This is a genomic window from Mesorhizobium sp. M0185, assembly GCF_040322175.1.
Lineage (GTDB): Bacteria > Pseudomonadota > Alphaproteobacteria > Rhizobiales > Rhizobiaceae > Mesorhizobium.
The window spans coordinates 61,064-76,498 of sequence record NZ_JAMYSY010000012.1; the positions used below are offsets into that span (position 1 = coordinate 61,064).

The 15,435-nt window shown below is 63.1% G+C and carries 13 protein-coding genes and 1 pseudogene; 4 read left to right on the forward strand and 10 right to left on the reverse strand.

Translation table 11 applies throughout. The annotated features are described in order from the left end of the window. Window positions 1-6: 6 nt before the first annotated feature. Window positions 7-1,029 carry a LacI family DNA-binding transcriptional regulator gene (locus NKJ20_RS12355; RefSeq protein WP_352996191.1) on the reverse strand — a complete coding sequence of 341 codons (1,023 nt, stop codon included), beginning with the start codon at window positions 1,027-1,029 and terminating at the stop codon, window positions 7-9. 543 nt (window positions 1,030-1,572) lie between these two features. Here NKJ20_RS12355 and NKJ20_RS12360 point away from each other — a divergent pair. From NKJ20_RS12360 to NKJ20_RS12375, 4 genes are all read left to right on the forward strand, one after another. Further along, the gene (locus NKJ20_RS12360) at window positions 1,573-2,535 is read left to right on the forward strand and encodes a sugar-binding protein (RefSeq protein ID WP_352455994.1); all 963 of its coding nucleotides are present in this window, start codon (window positions 1,573-1,575) and stop codon (window positions 2,533-2,535) included. A 115-nt stretch (window positions 2,536-2,650) separates the two neighbouring features. Further along, on the forward strand, window positions 2,651-4,195 hold the full coding sequence (locus NKJ20_RS12365) for a sugar ABC transporter ATP-binding protein (protein ID WP_352455995.1): 1,545 nt from the start codon (window positions 2,651-2,653) through the stop codon (window positions 4,193-4,195). A 23-nt stretch (window positions 4,196-4,218) separates the two neighbouring features. Continuing rightward, on the forward strand, window positions 4,219-5,214 hold the full coding sequence (locus NKJ20_RS12370; protein WP_023677502.1) for an ABC transporter permease: 996 nt from the start codon (window positions 4,219-4,221) through the stop codon (window positions 5,212-5,214). 133 nt (window positions 5,215-5,347) lie between these two features. After that, window positions 5,348-5,878: a DUF2231 domain-containing protein gene (locus tag NKJ20_RS12375; RefSeq protein WP_352744307.1), complete on the forward strand. Its 531-nt coding sequence runs from the start codon at window positions 5,348-5,350 to the stop codon at window positions 5,876-5,878. Window positions 5,879-5,969: 91 nt separating this feature from the next. On the opposite strand, the gene phnN is transcribed toward NKJ20_RS12375, so the two are convergent. The 9 genes and pseudogenes from phnN to NKJ20_RS12420 all read right to left on the reverse strand — a co-directional run bounded on the left by phnN (window position 5,970) and on the right by NKJ20_RS12420 (window position 15,434). Beyond that, window positions 5,970-6,599 carry a phosphonate metabolism protein/1,5-bisphosphokinase (PRPP-forming) PhnN gene (phnN, locus tag NKJ20_RS12380; protein ID WP_352464731.1) on the reverse strand — a complete coding sequence of 210 codons (630 nt, stop codon included), beginning with the start codon at window positions 6,597-6,599 and terminating at the stop codon, window positions 5,970-5,972. Next, a complete protein-coding gene (locus NKJ20_RS12385) occupies window positions 6,596-7,735 on the reverse strand; it encodes an alpha-D-ribose 1-methylphosphonate 5-triphosphate diphosphatase (RefSeq protein WP_352453006.1) in 1,140 nt (379 codons plus the stop codon). Before NKJ20_RS12385 ends, phnN begins: the two co-directional genes overlap by 4 nt. Before the next feature lie 79 nt (window positions 7,736-7,814). Next, window positions 7,815-8,522, reverse strand: coding sequence for a DUF1045 domain-containing protein (locus tag NKJ20_RS12390; RefSeq protein WP_352453007.1), 708 nt, complete (start codon window positions 8,520-8,522; stop codon window positions 7,815-7,817). A 148-nt stretch (window positions 8,523-8,670) separates the two neighbouring features. Next, window positions 8,671-9,483, reverse strand: coding sequence for a 5-deoxy-glucuronate isomerase (gene iolB / locus NKJ20_RS12395; protein WP_352453008.1), 813 nt, complete (start codon window positions 9,481-9,483; stop codon window positions 8,671-8,673). A 2-nt stretch (window positions 9,484-9,485) separates the two neighbouring features. Then, a complete protein-coding gene (locus NKJ20_RS12400) occupies window positions 9,486-9,704 on the reverse strand; it encodes a DUF3329 domain-containing protein (RefSeq protein WP_352453009.1) in 219 nt (72 codons plus the stop codon). 27 nt (window positions 9,705-9,731) lie between these two features. Beyond that, entirely contained in the window at window positions 9,732-10,649 is a 918-nt protein-coding gene (gene iolE, locus NKJ20_RS12405) for a myo-inosose-2 dehydratase (protein WP_352744311.1), read from the reverse strand. A 44-nt stretch (window positions 10,650-10,693) separates the two neighbouring features. Then, window positions 10,694-12,538, reverse strand: coding sequence for a 3D-(3,5/4)-trihydroxycyclohexane-1,2-dione acylhydrolase (decyclizing) (iolD, locus tag NKJ20_RS12410; protein WP_352744313.1), 1,845 nt, complete (start codon window positions 12,536-12,538; stop codon window positions 10,694-10,696). A 34-nt stretch (window positions 12,539-12,572) separates the two neighbouring features. After that, on the reverse strand, window positions 12,573-14,507 hold the full coding sequence (locus NKJ20_RS12415) for a bifunctional 5-dehydro-2-deoxygluconokinase/5-dehydro-2-deoxyphosphogluconate aldolase (RefSeq protein ID WP_352744315.1): 1,935 nt from the start codon (window positions 14,505-14,507) through the stop codon (window positions 12,573-12,575). A 199-nt stretch (window positions 14,508-14,706) separates the two neighbouring features. After that, window positions 14,707-15,434: pseudogene (locus tag NKJ20_RS12420) on the reverse strand (SDR family oxidoreductase). Between the last annotated feature and the right edge of the window lies 1 nt (window position 15,435).

Sequence of the window (15,435 nt, forward strand, 5' to 3'; positions counted from 1 at the left end):
CTCGCCTCAGCCCGCCAGAGCGCCAACCGACTCCCGCTCCACCAGCGGGCATTCGAGCTTGGTGATGGGATAGCGGCCACGACCGGGAGCAGCGGGGACTTCGAGCTGCTCGATCGCCCATTGTCCCATCGCCATATGCGGCAGGATCGACGTCGTCAGCGGCGGGAACAGATGCCGCGCGATCTCCTCGTCGTCATAACCGATCACCGAAATATCCCGGGGGATGTGCAGGCCGGCCTCCTTCAGCGCCTCGTAGCAGCCGATTGCGGTGCGGTCGTTCTGGCAGAAGATCGCGGTCGGCCGGTCCTTCAGCGCCAAGAGCTTGACGGTCGCGGCATAGCCGGCGCTCGCCGACCAGTCGCCTTCGACGACCAGCGCCGGGTCGAACGGAATGTCGGCCGTCGCCAGCGCCCGGCGGTAGCCCTTCAGGCGGTCCTGCGCCGCTTGCATCCAGGGCTCGCCGGTGATGGTGGCGATACGTCTGTGCCCATGGCTGATCAGGTGCCGGGTCGAGCTCTGGCCGCCGGCGATCTCGCTCGGCACCACGGCGGGGAAGGCATAGTCGGCGGTGTAGCAGTTGAGCAGGATGACCGGAATGTCGAGGCCGTAGAGATAGTCCGGCGCGACGATCTCGCGGGTGAAAATGGTCATGTAGATCAGCGCCGAAATGCCCCGCTTGGTCAGTGCCGCGATGGCCCGGGGCTCCATCATCTCGTCGCCCATGGTCTGCGCCACCAACACTACATTGCCGGCGTTCCACGAGGCTTGCCGCGCCCCTTCAATGGCGACGACCGCCTCCGGGCTGGTCGCCAACTGGTCGACGGCGAAGCCGATCACGCCATCCAGCCCGTCGAATGCGGCAACCGGGGCTCGCAAGGCAGAAAACACGGGCGGCGAATAGCCCAGCGTTCGCGCCGTCTCGATCACCCGCTCTCGGGTTTGCTGCGACAGCCTGATGCCCGGCGTGTTGTTGAGCACGAACGAAACCGTCGCCTGCGAACAGCCTGCGGCCCTGGCGATGTCGGTCATGGTAACGCGGCCCTTGGGATTTTTCCCGGACAGCTTGCGCCGCCTGGTACCCTCAAGGACGGGATCACGCAGTGGTTCGTTCATGTCATTGGTCTCGCGAATCTCGCATTTATAGGGCGAAGCGATACTAATAGATATAATCGACCCTCTTAGGCGATTTAGACCCCGATCCAAAACGGTTGCGACTGGGGAGGCCTCTCTCGTTTGTGGCGAGAATCCCGACCAAACTAATACTCTTTACTAATATCTGGCATCCCTATAACGTCAATCCATCATGCCCGGACGACGTCAGACCGCGCATGTTCGGAACGCAAGTCAGCCTGGTATCGGACGGTTCTCGTCAGTCGAAGCTTGCCTGCCGCTCCGGGAAATGTCAGACAAATCGGACTATTTACGAACGGCGAATGAGTCTCTAAAGTCGACGATAGCGGCTGGAATGGCGTCGTTCTTCGTTGCCGGAAACCCTTGAGGAGGAGGGCGTCCAAGCCGCGCCGGCACGTTCATCATCAGCGAAAATTACTGAGTCAAAATGGGAGGTTGAATATGAAATCTGTGATACGAAATGCGTCCGTCGCCGCTGCGGCCCTGCTGCTCGGCCTTTCCGCCAGCGCAATTGCGCGGGCCGACGACAAGCCGACTCTGGCCTTCGTCGTCAACGGCGCTTCCGATTTCTGGAAGGCGGCCGAAGCCGGCGTCAAGAAGGCTCAAGGCGAACTGCCCAATTACAATCTGGAGCTCAAATATCCGGAGCAGTCCTCGGTCGCCATCCAGCAGCGCCTGATGGACGATCTGGTGACGGCCGGCGTGAAGGCGATCATGGTCTCGGCCGTCGATCCCAAGACGTCGACCGACGGGCTGAACAAGATCGCCTCGGAAACGGCGTTGTTCACCACCGACAGCGACGCACCGCAGACCAAGCGTGTCGCCTATATCGGCTCTTCCAATGTCGATGCCGGCAAGCAGGCGGCAGAGATCGCCAAGAAGGCAATGCCTGACGGCGGCAAGTGCCTCGGCTTCGTCGGCCTGCTCGGCGCCGACAATGCCAAGGAACGTATCCAGGGCATGAAGGACGGTCTCGCGGGCACCAAGATCGAATTGGTCGACGTGCGTGGCGACGACATCGATCAGGCTCGCGCCAAGAAGAACGTCGAGGACGCGCTGGTCGCCAGCCCCGACGTCACCTGCATGGTCGGCTTCTATTCCTACAACACGCCGCGCATCTACGAAGCGCTGCGCGATGCCGGCAAGCTCGGCCAGATCACCGTCGTCGGCTTCGACGACGATCCGATCACGCTGGGCGGCGTCAAGGAAGGCACCGTCGCCGCTACCGTCGTACAGCAGCCTTTCGAATGGGCCTATCAGGGCATGAAGCTGATGGCCGCCTATCTCGAGGGCGACAAGTCGGGCGTGCCCGCCGATGGCCTGATCATCGTGCCGACCAAGATCATCGGCAAGGACGATGTCGACGCCTACGCCGCCAACCTCAAGGCGATGTCGGGAAACTGAGCGAATTAGGTTGCGCCGGCTCAAGGGTTCGCCCTGAGCCGGCGATTCTATTGACGCGCCTCGCAAGGCCCGTCAGTCTGAGGCCAAAACGGCTCACCGGCTGCTGTCAGGCGTGATGAATTATTCCGATCCATCCATCGTTGCATCCACGGCCGCTCCGTTCCTGAGCCTCGACGGCGTGCGCAAGACCTATCCCGGCGTTGTCGCGCTGGACGGGTTCTCGATCGAGGTCAGGCCCGGCGAGGTCATCGGCCTGGTCGGCGAAAACGGCGCCGGCAAATCGACGCTGATGAAGATCCTCGGCGGCGTGACCCGGCCGGACACCGGCACCATCACCGTCGATGGCGTCGCCCATGACAGTCTGACCGTCGAGGCCAGCATCGGTTCGGGCATCGCCTTCGTCCACCAGGAACTCAACCTGTTCGAGAACCTCGACGTCGCCGCCAATATCTTCTTCGGCCGCGAACCGCTGCGCGCCGGCCCGTTCAGGCTGGTCGACCGCGCCAGGCTGCGAGCGCTGGCGGCGCCGCTGCTCAAACGCGTGGGCGCCAATTTCTCGGCCGATACGCCGGTGTCGGCGCTGTCGCTGGCCCAGCAGCAAATGGTCGAGATCGCCAAGGCGCTGTCGATCAAGGCGCGGCTGGTCATCCTCGACGAACCGACATCGAGCCTGCCGATCGCCGAAACCGACAAGCTGCTCGGTGTCATCAAGGCGCTGAAGGCAGACGGCATCAGCGTCATTTTCATCTCGCACCGCCTGCACGAGGTCGAGCGCGTCGCCGACCGCGTCGTCGTGCTCAGGGACGGCATGCTCGCCGGAACCTTGCCGAAGAGCGCCATCAATCACGACCAGATGGTCAAGCTGATGATCGGCCGCATGCTGAAGGAGCGCGAGAAGGCCGCGGAATCGGCGCGCCCGCCGGGCTCTGTCGCGCTGTCGGTCAAGGCCATTCGCACCGCTGCCTATCCCGACCGGCCCGTCGACCTCGACGTCAGGCATGGCGAGATCCTCGGCCTCGCCGGTCTCGTCGGCTCGGGCCGGACGGAGCTGGCGCGCGTTCTGTTCGGCATCGACAAGAGCTTTGGCGGCTCGTTCCAGCTTGACGGAAAAGATCTGGTTCTTGGTTCGGCCGCGGACGCAGTGGCCAACGGTATTTTCCTCGTCCCCGAAGACCGCAAGCTGACCGGCATCCTGCTCGATCTGTCGATCGCCCAGAACATCTCGCTGCCCAATCTGCCGGCGCATTCGCGGCGCTCGCTGGTCTCGGCCGGCGCGGAGGCCGCCACCGCCGAGAAGCAGAAGACCGATCTCGGCATCAGGGCGCCCTCCGTCCAGACGCGCACCGGCACGCTGTCGGGCGGCAACCAGCAAAAGGTCGTGCTGGCCAAATGGCTGGCGATGAAGCCGAAGGTGATGATCCTCGACGAGCCGACGCGCGGCATCGACATCGGCGCCAAGGCCGAGATCTACGGGCTGATGCGGGCGTTGGCCGATGCCGGCGTCGCCGTGCTGATGATCTCCAGCGACATGGAGGAGGTGATCGGCGTTTCCGACCGCATTGCCGTCATGCATGAAGGCCAGATCTCCGGCATTCTCGACAAGGACCGGTTCAGCCAGGAAAACGTGCTGCTGCTGGCGGTCGGCAAGCAGCCGAAGTAGTTCGCAGGCACTGGGAGAAGACGATGAGCAAGAAAGATCTCGGCCTGCTGATCCTGATCCTGGTGGTCGGCGCGGTGGTGGCAATCATCAACCCGCGCTTCCTGCTGCCGATCAATCTCGCCAACACCTCGAACCTGATCGGGTTGTTCGGCATCCTGTCGATCGGCCAAGCCTTCGTCATCATCACCGGTGGCATCGAATTGTCGGTCGGCTCGGTGGTTGCGCTGCTCGGCGTGCTGTTCATCGACTTCATCGCCACGCGCGGCATGGCCTGGCCGGTCGCCCTGCCGCTGATCCTGGTGCTCGGCGGCATCATCGGGCTGGCGCATGGCTGGCTGATCACCCGGCTCAAATTGCAGCCTTTCGTGGTGACTTTGTGCGGCCTGTTGATCTATCGCGGCGTGGCGCGCTTCTACACCGCCGACGGCACCGCCGGCTTTGCCTTCGGACAGAACTTCCCGGAACTCGAGTTCCTGACGGCGGGGCGGTCCTGGGGCGTGCCGAACAGCTTCATCGCGCTGATCGTCATCGCCGTCGTCATGTGGGTGGTGCTGCACCGGTCGGTGTTCGGGCGCTATCTCTATGCCATCGGCAAGAACGAGGAAGCGGCAAAATATTCCGGCATCCGCACCGGCCGCATCGTCATGGCCGCCTATGTCATCTGCGGCGTGCTGACGGCGCTGTCGGCGATCTATTTCGCCATGTACACACGCTCGATCTCGCCGGCGAGCCACGGCCAGTTCTACGAGCTCTATGCCATCGCGGCCGCGGTGCTCGGCGGCTTCTCGCTGCGTGGCGGCGAAGGCTCGCTGATCGGCGTCCTGCTCGGCACCGTGCTGCTGCAGGAGCTGCAGAACCTCGTCAACCTGCTCGGCATCCCGTCCTCGCTCAACTTCGCCGTCATGGGCGGGGTGATCCTCATCGGCGTGCTGGTCGACCAGCAATGGGGCGTGTTCAGGGCGCGGCGGCGGATGCTGGAAGCCACACGCAAGGGCGTGGCGGGTGCTGCCGCTGAGTGACGCAAAAATAGCTGGATGAAATTCGCCGACTGCCATGGCAGGTGGCGTGAAAGAGTCAGCCGGAGCTTCGCGACAGCAGTTCAGGTCGGTCTCTATTTGGAACGAAACCCGTATCTGAGCGTTTATTTAAGCTTTGCTGCGCGGAGGTGTTCCATGCCCACAAGTAGGAACTCACCCCCTCCACCCGATGCTGATACCTTTTCCTGTCGCGTTTCTTGTCGGTGCGTTTGTCACCGACCTGGTTTTCTGGGGGACTGCCGATGCCTTCTGGGCACGGGCATCGATGTGGTTGATCGGGGCAGCCATAGTAATGGCCCTTCTCGCTGCGACAGCCGGATTTATCGACTTCCTCAACGAGCCGCGCATTCGCGCCTTGTCCGACGCCTGGTACCACATGCTAGGCAACTTGACCGCGGTCGTTGTGGCACTGATCAATTTCTACCTTCGCTATGCGCAAGGCGCCGAAGCCGCGGTCCGCCCATGGGGTGTGCTCTTGTCGTTCATAGTGGTCTGCATACTGCTGTTCACCGGCTGGAAGGGCTGGGAGATGGTGTATCGGCACCACGTTGCAGTTCTGGACACACCAGCGGATGCGCCAGCGAAGCCTTCGACAACCACTGCCACGGATACTCGTCACGCTGGTCGGGACCGGCACGCCGCATGAGGCCATAATCCCGAAAAGTGGATACCGGTTTCCAAAAAGATATCGGTTAGACAAGTAGCGCCCATACCGAATGCATCAGATGGGCGCTACTTTAGATAAGGCCCGACATGTCGGAGAAGGCCATGGCCTTGCGCAGCACCTCGGCGAAGCGCTCGCCGGCGGCTTCACGAGGGCCGCTATTGTCGATCGAGGTGACACCCGGTCCGGACAGCGCGACATTGGCACTGCGCGCCAGCCGTGCCAGCACTTCGCCGCGCGATTCGCGACCGCGCAATGCCAGCCGCTCGGCCAGGATATCCGGTGTAGCCGTGATCTCGACGACAGCCAGATTGGCGTAGCGCTCCCGCAGCGCCGGGATGATCGCGCGCGAGACGTTGGCGATCGCGACACGGCCGTTTGAGACCGACCAATCGACTTCGGCCGGGATGCCATAGCGCAGGCCATGCGCCTCCCAGGAAATCGCGAAGGCGCCATCCGCTTCGGCCTCGACGAAGGCAACGTCGGCGAGCGTGTCGTGATCCTCGGTGGCCGCATCGCTCGGCCGGGTGATCACCCGGCGCACGAACTCCAGCCGGCTCTCGTCGGCAAACACGGCGCGCGCATAGCCGATCACCGTGTCCTTGCCGGCACCGCTCGGCCCGACGACGGCGACGAAGACACCGTCGCGGATCGGAAATCCCGTAGCGGACAATTCACGCTCGACCGATGCCGACACCATCATGCGACTCGGCGTCCCTGCCGCCAGACCGTGCGGACGACCGGGACATGGTCGTCGACGCGCACGCGAACCAGATCGGCGCGCCGGCCGGGCTCGATGACACCGCGATCGGTGAGGCCGACCGCCTCGGCCGGGTTCTTTGAGACCATCGCCACCGCCTGTGGCAAGGAAATGCCCTCGACCACGTCGCCGAGGAAGAAGGCTGACTGGATCAGACTGAAGGGAATGTAGTCCGACGACAGGATATCGAGCAGGCCATCGCCGGCCAGCGTGCGGGCCGAGACATTGCCCGAATGCGACGCGCCGCGCATGACGTTCGGCGCGCCCATCAATACGCCGAGCCCTGCCTCTTTTGAAGCCCGCGCCGCCTCCTCGGTGGTCGGGAACTCGGCGACGCGCACACCTTGCTCGATCGCTTCGTCGACATGGCCGACGGTTGCGTCGTCATGGCTGGCGAGCACGATGCCGCGCTCTTGGCAGGCAGCGGCGATGAAGCTGCGGTTCGGGCTCGAATTCCTCGCCGATTCCGCCATCCGCTTTTCGCAGAATTTCTGGAAATCGCGATCGGTCAGCTTCAGCTTGCGCTGGTAGTAATAGGCGTAGGTTTCCAAATTGACGAACTGGCGCTGTCCGGGCGCATGGTCCATCAGCGACGCCAGCCTGACCCGCTCGTCGCCGTCGAAATTGGCGAAGGCTGTGAGGCAGTCCGGCGCCGAAACCTCGCAACGCAGATGGAGGAAATGGTCGGCCCTGAGCCGGTCCTGCTGCACGCTGTCCTCGATCGCGTCGGCCAGCTTGCGTATGTCGGCGGCCGTCAGGTCGGCATCCTCGTCCATGCCGACACGCAAGGCGTCGAGCACGGTGGTGATGCCGGCGGTCGCCACCTGCGCGTCATGGGCGAGCACCGCGGCGATCGGGTTCCAGCGCACTTTCGGCCGTGGCGCGTAATGGCCTTCGAGATGATCGGTGTGGAGCTCGACCAGGCCAGGGATGATGAAGTCGCCGCCCATGTCCTCGCCGCTGCGGCCGGGTCCGGCATCGATGGCGGCGATCATGCCGTCGCGCAGCACGATCGACCCTTCGACGATCTGGTCGGCCAGCACAATACGGGCATTGTCAAGAACGGTCTCGGCAGTCATTTCAGGCAGTCCTTGCAGCATTTTGCAGCCAATTGAAAATGAATTGGCTTCGCACCATGCGGTTAAAGCAAATAGTCATTTAGGCAGTTCTTCTGGCCGGGCGGCGCCCGAGCGCGTGATGGGACAGCACCATGAACGGTGCGCCCGGTTCAGTTTCCACAAACAGCGTCAGCGCGTCCACCGCCACCGGCCGTTGCAGCACGTCCGCAAACAGGCTGTCGATTGCTAGGCGAAGACGAGGGCTTTCCTGTGACGACACCCGGCCGGACAGCGTCATATGGAAGCGAAACGTCTCGAAGACATAGGGATAGCCCCACTGGCAGAGATTGCGGAACTCGTCGGGCTTCAGCGAATCGGGGCTGCGCCGTTCGATCTCGGCTTCCGTCAACGGCGCGCGAAAGCGGTCGAAGTCGCGCACCACGTCGTCGGCGAAGCGGTTGAGCGCCGGCAGCGGTGCTTCCGGCAACAGCGCGAAGAAGCCGTCGATCTGGCTGACGACGAGGCGCGGGATCGTAACCACCGGCGTCGCCTCGGCAAAATCGTCGAGTGCTGCACGAAGCGACGTTTCCGTCTCGTTGGAGGCCAGTCTGAAGGGCGCCTTCAGTGTCGCATGAAAGCCATAGCGGCGCGCCGAGGCGGTATGGAAGGCAACTTCTGCCGCCGACAACTCGCCCGCAGCCTCGACCGGCTTTGTGGCGGCACCGAATGGGTCGCGGCCGAGCCAGTCGGCGGCGATCCGTGCCAGCGGTTCGTCCTGTCGGGGGGTGAAATAGATCGCGTAGCGCATCGAAAGTCCTCGTCAGCCCCGCTGCCATAGGTGATTTCCATGACGAATTGACGAAGCTTTGCGGCGTTTTCGGTAACAAAACCACACAGCCGGGTCGTTAGCCGACGATTTTTCGCTTGGACCAGCGGTTGGGGCGAAGGGGAAGTGGTTAGGCCTTCATCAGCCATTCGTGCTCGGGCGCGTTGTGGAATTTCCACGTCCGCTTCGGTCCGGCCATGACGTTGAGATAATAGAGATCATAGCCGTGGCAGGCTGCGCAGGGGTGATAACCCTTGGGAACCAGCACGACGTCGCCGTCCTCGATCGCCATCGCCTCGTCGAGCGAACGAGCACCGTTCTCGTCGGCATCGGTGTAGACGCGCTGGAAAGCAAAGCCCTGCGGCGGGTTGAGACGGTGGTAATAGGTCTCCTCGAGATAGGATTCAGCCGGCAGATTGTCCTGGTCGTGCTTGTGCGGCGGATAGCTCGATGTGTGGCCGCCGGGTGTGATGACCTCAACCACCAGCAAGGAATCGGCCGGCTTGCCTTCCGGCAGGATGTTGGTGACGTAGCGCGTGTTGGTGCCTTTGCCGCGAACCTCCTGGCCGAGATCGTCGGGTCCGATGACACGGATCGGCAGACCGCCGCCCAGTCCTGGCGCCGAACAGACGGCAAGTTCGAGATCGGTATCGGCGCTCACCGACCACTCCGACCCCTGCGGCACATAGACCGACCAAGGCTTGCCTTCGAACGGCGACATGCGTTCGCCGAGCAGGCCGAGATCCTTGCCGCCGGCTTTGGCCTTGCCCTTGCCGGTGACGAACACCAAGCAGACCTCACGATCCGCGGTTTGCCCGGAAGCGCTCTCGCCGGGCCTGAGCCGATGCAGATCGAAGCCGACATAGGTCCAGCCGGCGTTTTGCGGCGTCACATGAGCGATGCGGCCGTGGCCCTTATTGGCTTTGACGAGCAGCTTCGACATGGTCATTCCTTCGGTTCGGCGTCCGCCGATGACTTGTCCTCGTCAGCCGGCTTGTAGAGATAGAAGAATTGCCAGACGGCATAGCCGGCGAAGCCGAGCGCGATCACGCCCCAGAACGGCGTGCCGGTGGCGAATTCGATCACCGACCAGACCAGGCAGACCGCGACAACGGCAACGCGCCGCCACAGCGGCCGGAAAAACGGGTGCTCGGAGTCTTTCATCGGATCAACACCTTTCCTCGCGAACTCTCAAGCATTGGGAAAGCCCTGTGTCTCCACCGTATAGCCGGCCGCCGTCATAGCCCGCATCAATTCCTTGTAGCCGACCTGCGCCATCTTGAGCGGCGGGTTCTTCTTCGGATCCTGCTCGGCCTCGACCACGAACCAGCCTTCATAGCCATGGTCGGCGAGCCTCTGGACGATGGCGCCAAAATCCAGCGAGCCATCTCCCGGCACGGTGAAGGCGCCAAGTGCCACCGCGTCGAGGAACGATTGCTTCTCGCGATCCAGTCCCGCGATCACCTCCATGCGCACATCTTTCACATGCACATGGTTGATGCGCGGGTGGTGGTTATCAATAGCGCGGAGCACATCGCCGCCGGCAAAGGCCAGGTGACCCGCGTCGAGCAGCAATGGAATGCCTTCTCCCGAATAGCGCATGAAGGCGTCTAGCTCTGGCTCGGTCTCAACTACTGCCGCCATATGATGATGGTAGGAGAGCGGCATGCCTTGCTCTGCACACCATTCGCCGAACTGCGTGAGCCGCCGGGCGTAGGGTTTCATTTCCTCGTCCGAAAGCCTGGGCTTGCTGGCGAGCGGCTTTGAGCGGTCGCCCTGGATGGAGCGGCCGACTTCACCATAGACGATGCATGGCGCGTTCACCGCCTTGAACAGGTCGATCATCGGCTGGATACGATCCTTGTTCTTCGCCATGTCTTCGTCGACCAGCGTCCCCGAGAACCAGCCGCCGCAAAGCGTCACGTCGGCCTCTTTCAGGATCGGCAGCATGATTTGCGGATCGTTGGGAAAGCGGCGGCCCATTTCCATTCCGGTAAAGCCAGCCGAGCGGGACTGGCGCAGGCACTCCTCCAGCGACACATCATCGCTGAGTTCGGCAAGATCGTCGTTCCACCATGCAATGGGGGACATGCCCAGTTTGGCTTTCAAGTCGTCACTCCAGTTTCAGACATTCGAGGCGCGTTCGCGGATGGCTAAAGAACCCGCCCGCTCAGCGCTTCCTCATATTTCTTGCGCGCCGCATTCACTTGCGGCCGTGCCGAGACTTCCGGCACTGCGACATCCCACCAGCTTCCACCGGCCTCGGTCGAAACCAGCGGGTCGGTGTCGATGACCAGCACGGTCGTTCGCGTGTTCTTCTTCGCTTGCGCTAGCGCCGTTTCCAGCCCGGCGATCGATGGCACTTTTTCGGCAATCGCACCCATGCTCGCAGCATGCGCGGCGAAGTCGATCTCGGGCAAGGTTTCGTGACGGGCGTCCTTCAGCAGATTGTTGAAGTTGGCCCCGCCGGTCGCCATCTGCAGCCGGTTGATGCAGCCATAGCCGCGGTTGTCGAGCAGCACGATGGTCATCTTGAGGCCGAGCATCACCGAGGTCGCGATCTCGGAATTGAGCATCAGGTAAGAGCCGTCGCCGATCATCACCACGACCTCTTCGTCCGGCTTGGCCATCTTGACGCCAAGCCCGCCAGCGATTTCATAGCCCATTGTCGAGAAGCCGTATTCTGCGTGATAGGAGCCGGGCGCGCCCGCCTGCCATAGCTTGTGCAATTCGCCGGGCAAGCCGCCGGCGGCATGAAGCAGTACCACGCCGGAGCCCATGGCGCGCTGTACTGCGCCGATCACTTGCGCGTCGGACGGATAGGCGGCATTGGTCGACGCCGTCACCTTGTCGGCATCCGCTTGCCAGTTCTTCTTGCCCGTGATCGCATTGTCGGTCCAGCCTGAAGGGGCTTTCCAGCCTTTCAGCGCCGCAGCGAGTTCGGCGAGCCCTTCCGCCGCATCGGCGACCAGCGGCAGCGCCTGGTGCTTTCCGGCGTCAAAAGGCTGCACGTTGAGCCCGATGATGGTCCTGCCGGTATGCTTGAACAATGCCCAGGAGCCGGTGGTGAAATCCTGCAGTCTGGTGCCGACGACAAGCACGACGTCGGCCTCTTCGGCCAGCCTGTTGGCCGCCGAAGTGCCGGTAACGCCGACCGCGCCCATGTTCAACGGATGATCGTCCGGGAGCGAGGATTTGCCGCCTTGCGTCTCACAAACTGGAACGCCGGCGCCTTGCACCAGTTTTGCCAACTCCTCGGATGCCTGCGAATAGAGTACGCCGCCGCCGGCGATGATCAGCGGCTTCTTCGCGCTCTTCAGCGCCGCGACGGCGGCCGCCAGTTCCCGGCGATCCGGACGTATCATGCGCGGGATCCAGACCCGTTCGGCAAAGAAGCTCTCCGGATAATCATAAGCCTCTGCCTGCACGTCCTGGCAAAGTGAGAGCGTCACCGGCCCGCATTCGGCGGGATCGGTAAGCACCTGCATGGCGCGGTTGAGCGCCGGCATGATCTGCTCCGGCCGCGTGATGCGGTCGAAATAGCGCGACACCGGGCGGAGGCAGTCATTGACCGTCGCCGTGCCGTCGGAGAAATCCTCGGCCTGCTGCAATACCGGATCGGGAATGCGGTTGGCGAAGACGTCGCCGGGAAGAAACAGGACGGGCAACCTGTTTACGTGCGCAAGTGCGGCCGCCGTCACCATGTTGAGCGCGCCGGGGCCGATCGAACTGGTCGCGACCATGAAGCGACGGCGGAAATTGGCCTTGGCGTAGGCGATCGCCGCATGCGCCATTGCCTGCTCGTTATGGGCACGGAAGGTCGGCAGTTCGTCGCGAACCTGGTAGAGCGCCTCGCCGACGCCGGCGACATTGCCGTGGCCGAAGATCGCCCAGACTCCGCCGAAGATCGGCACTTTCTTGCCGTGCATCTCGGTCATCTGTCGGGCAAGAAAGCGGGTCAGCGCCTGCGCCATCGTCAGGCGGATTGTCTTGGTCATGTCGGTTCCTCCGCAGTGCTTATGTCGCGCCTTCTTATGCCGCTTTGCGACCGCGCGCGGCAAGCCATGCCTCGGTCAGTTTTTCGAAACGCGATGCCATGTCGGCCACCGCCTCCTCGTCCGACATCTTGCCGGCAAGCCATTGTTCGGCCGCGTTAATGAAGATGGTGCGGCCGACAGCGAAGCCTTTGACGATAGGCGCCTTGGCGGTGGCGGCGAAGGCCGCTTCCAGCTCGTCCTGCGGCGCTTCCAGGCCAAGCAGCACAATTCCACGGCACCACGGATCGTGCTTCAGGATCACCGCTTCGATCTTTGCCCATGCGCCGGCCGAAGCCTGCGGCTCGAGCTTCCACCAGTCGGGCTTGATGCCCAGCGCATAGAGTTCCTCCAGCGCCCGCGGGATCGTCATGTCGTCGAGCTTGCCGTGCTTGCCGGCGATGATCTCGATGAGAAGTTCTCTACCCACTTTCCGCGCGGCCTCGAACAAAGCGCGCAGTTTCTGCTGCTGTTCGCTCTTCAGCGCCGCGGGATCGTCGGGATGATAGAAGCACAGGCACTTGATGCAGTGGTCGACCGGCCATTCGGTCAGTTGCGAACCTATGTCTTGCGAGAACTCGAAGCGAAGCGGCCGCGAACCCGGCAACTCGACCGGCCGGCCGAGCCAGGCGAAGGAATGGTGGGCGAATTCGAACATCGCCTCGCGTCCGTATTTTTCGTCGAGCAGCATGCCGTAGCCGGCGCGGCCAGCCGCAACCTTGGCCGCAGCCTTGACCGTCAGCACCTTGAAAGCTGGGATTCGCGACGGATCGGCGCCGGCTTTTGCCGCGACATCCTCCAGCTGGACGCGGTGGTCGCAGGCGAACGCCATCAGCGAGGGGATGTCGCGCCGGCGCGTGGTCGCCCAATGGATGTGATTGATCGCCTCGTCCTTGCGCAGCGCCAGATGCTTGCTGCCGTTTTTCAGGAAGAACTGCAATTCCTCGAAAGTCGGGTATTCCGGTGCGCAGAGCAGCCGCGACACGGCAAAGGCGCCGCAGGCATTGGCCCAGGTCGCCGCCGTCGCCAAGCCTTCCTCGCCGAGCCAGCCGCGCAGGAAGCCCGACATGAAGGCGTCGCCGGCGCCGAGCACATTGTAGACCTCGATTGGAAATCCCTTGCCGACGATACCGTCCTCGAGGTTGTCGCTGATCGGCCCGTCATAGACGATGCAGCCCATGGCGCCGCGTTTCAGCACGATGGTTGCCGCCGACAGCGAGCGGATGGTTTTCAGCGCGCTCAGGCAATCGTCTGCGCCCGACGCGATCATGATTTCCTCTTCGGTGCCGACGATGAGATCGCAATCGGGCAGCACCGTCTTCAACTGCGCCGAGACGCGGTCGGATTTCACATAGCGCTCGAAGCCTTCGGCGTGGCCGGCGAGACCCCAGAGGTTGGGGCGGTAGTCGATGTCGAACACCACCTTGCCGCCCTTGGCTTTCATGACACGGATCGCCTTGCGTTGGGCGGCGTCGCTGTTGGGCCGCGAAAAATGCGTGCCGGTGACGACGATCGCGCGTGCCGAAGCGATGAACGCCTCGTCGATATCGTCTTTCGAAAGCGCCATGTCGGCGCAATCGCTGCGATAGAAGATCATCGGCGAGACGCCTTCATCCTCGACCGACAGCAGCACCAGGGCGGTCAGCCGCTCCGGATCGGTCTTGAGGCCTTGGACCGAAACGCCCTCGCGGGTCAGCTGCTCGCGGATGAAGCGGCCCATCTGCTCATTGCCGACGCGGGTGAGCAGCGCCGAGCGCAGGCCGAGCCTGGCAGTACCGACCGCGATATTGGCCGGACAGCCGCCGACCGACTTGGCAAAGGAAGTAATGTCCTCGAGGCGCGAGCCGATCTGCTGACCATAGAGATCGACGGAAGCGCGGCCGATGGTGATGATGTCGAGCGGCGCATGTCTCGCTTCCACGGCTTCGCCCATTCGAACCTCCCATCGGCTTGTTGTATTGGGTAACACGCGCGAGCGGCAGCGTGGCGCCGGCAATATGAAATAATAATTCCAATCCATAGTCAATATGGAACGAGCATTCCCAAGGCTGAAAAGTGCTGTACAAGGCTCGCGCGTTCAGAAACTTTGAAGTCAGACGAACGTCAAGTGTCTACCACTGAAACCAGCTGATTTACCAAGGAAGCGGGCCGTCATCGTTGAAGTACCCGGCGGTCGGGCCATCGGCGTCCAAGGTCGCCAGGTGAATGACGATCTCGGCCGCCTGCTGCACCGTGCGGTGACCTTTATACCCGTTGAGATCGGTGGCAGTGTAGCCGGGCGCCGCGGCGTTGACCTTGATGCCTTGCGGCGCGAGCTCCCTGGCGAACGCCACCGTGATGGCATTCAAGGCTGTCTTGGAGCTGCCGTAGCCCATCATGTTAACGGCGTGGTTCGCAGTGGCGGGATCGAGCGCCCGGCCGATGGACCCGGTGGAGCTGCTCACCATCACGATCCGGGCAGCAGGTGCTGCCAGCAGCAGCGGCAGGAATGCCTGGGTCACGCGGATCGGCCGAAGACATTGACGTCGTAGGTGGCCTGGATGTCGGCGATCCGCTGCTGGCTCGGCGGCAGGTCGTAATTGATGGCGACGCCGGCGTTATTCACCAGCACGTCGAGGCAGGGGCTGGCCTGCCTGAATGCCTCGGCTGCCGCCTTCACACTGTCATCCCGCGTGACGTCCAGCTCGAGCCACTCCACGTCGAGGCCTTCGGCGCGCAATGCCTGCGCCGCCGCCATGCCGCGTTCGGCGCTCCTGGCGCCGAGCCAGACCTTGAAGCCCATGGTCGCCAGTCGCCGGGCGATTTCACGGCCTATACCCTTGTTGGCGCCGGTCACCAGCGCGCTTTTCGATGTTCTCATA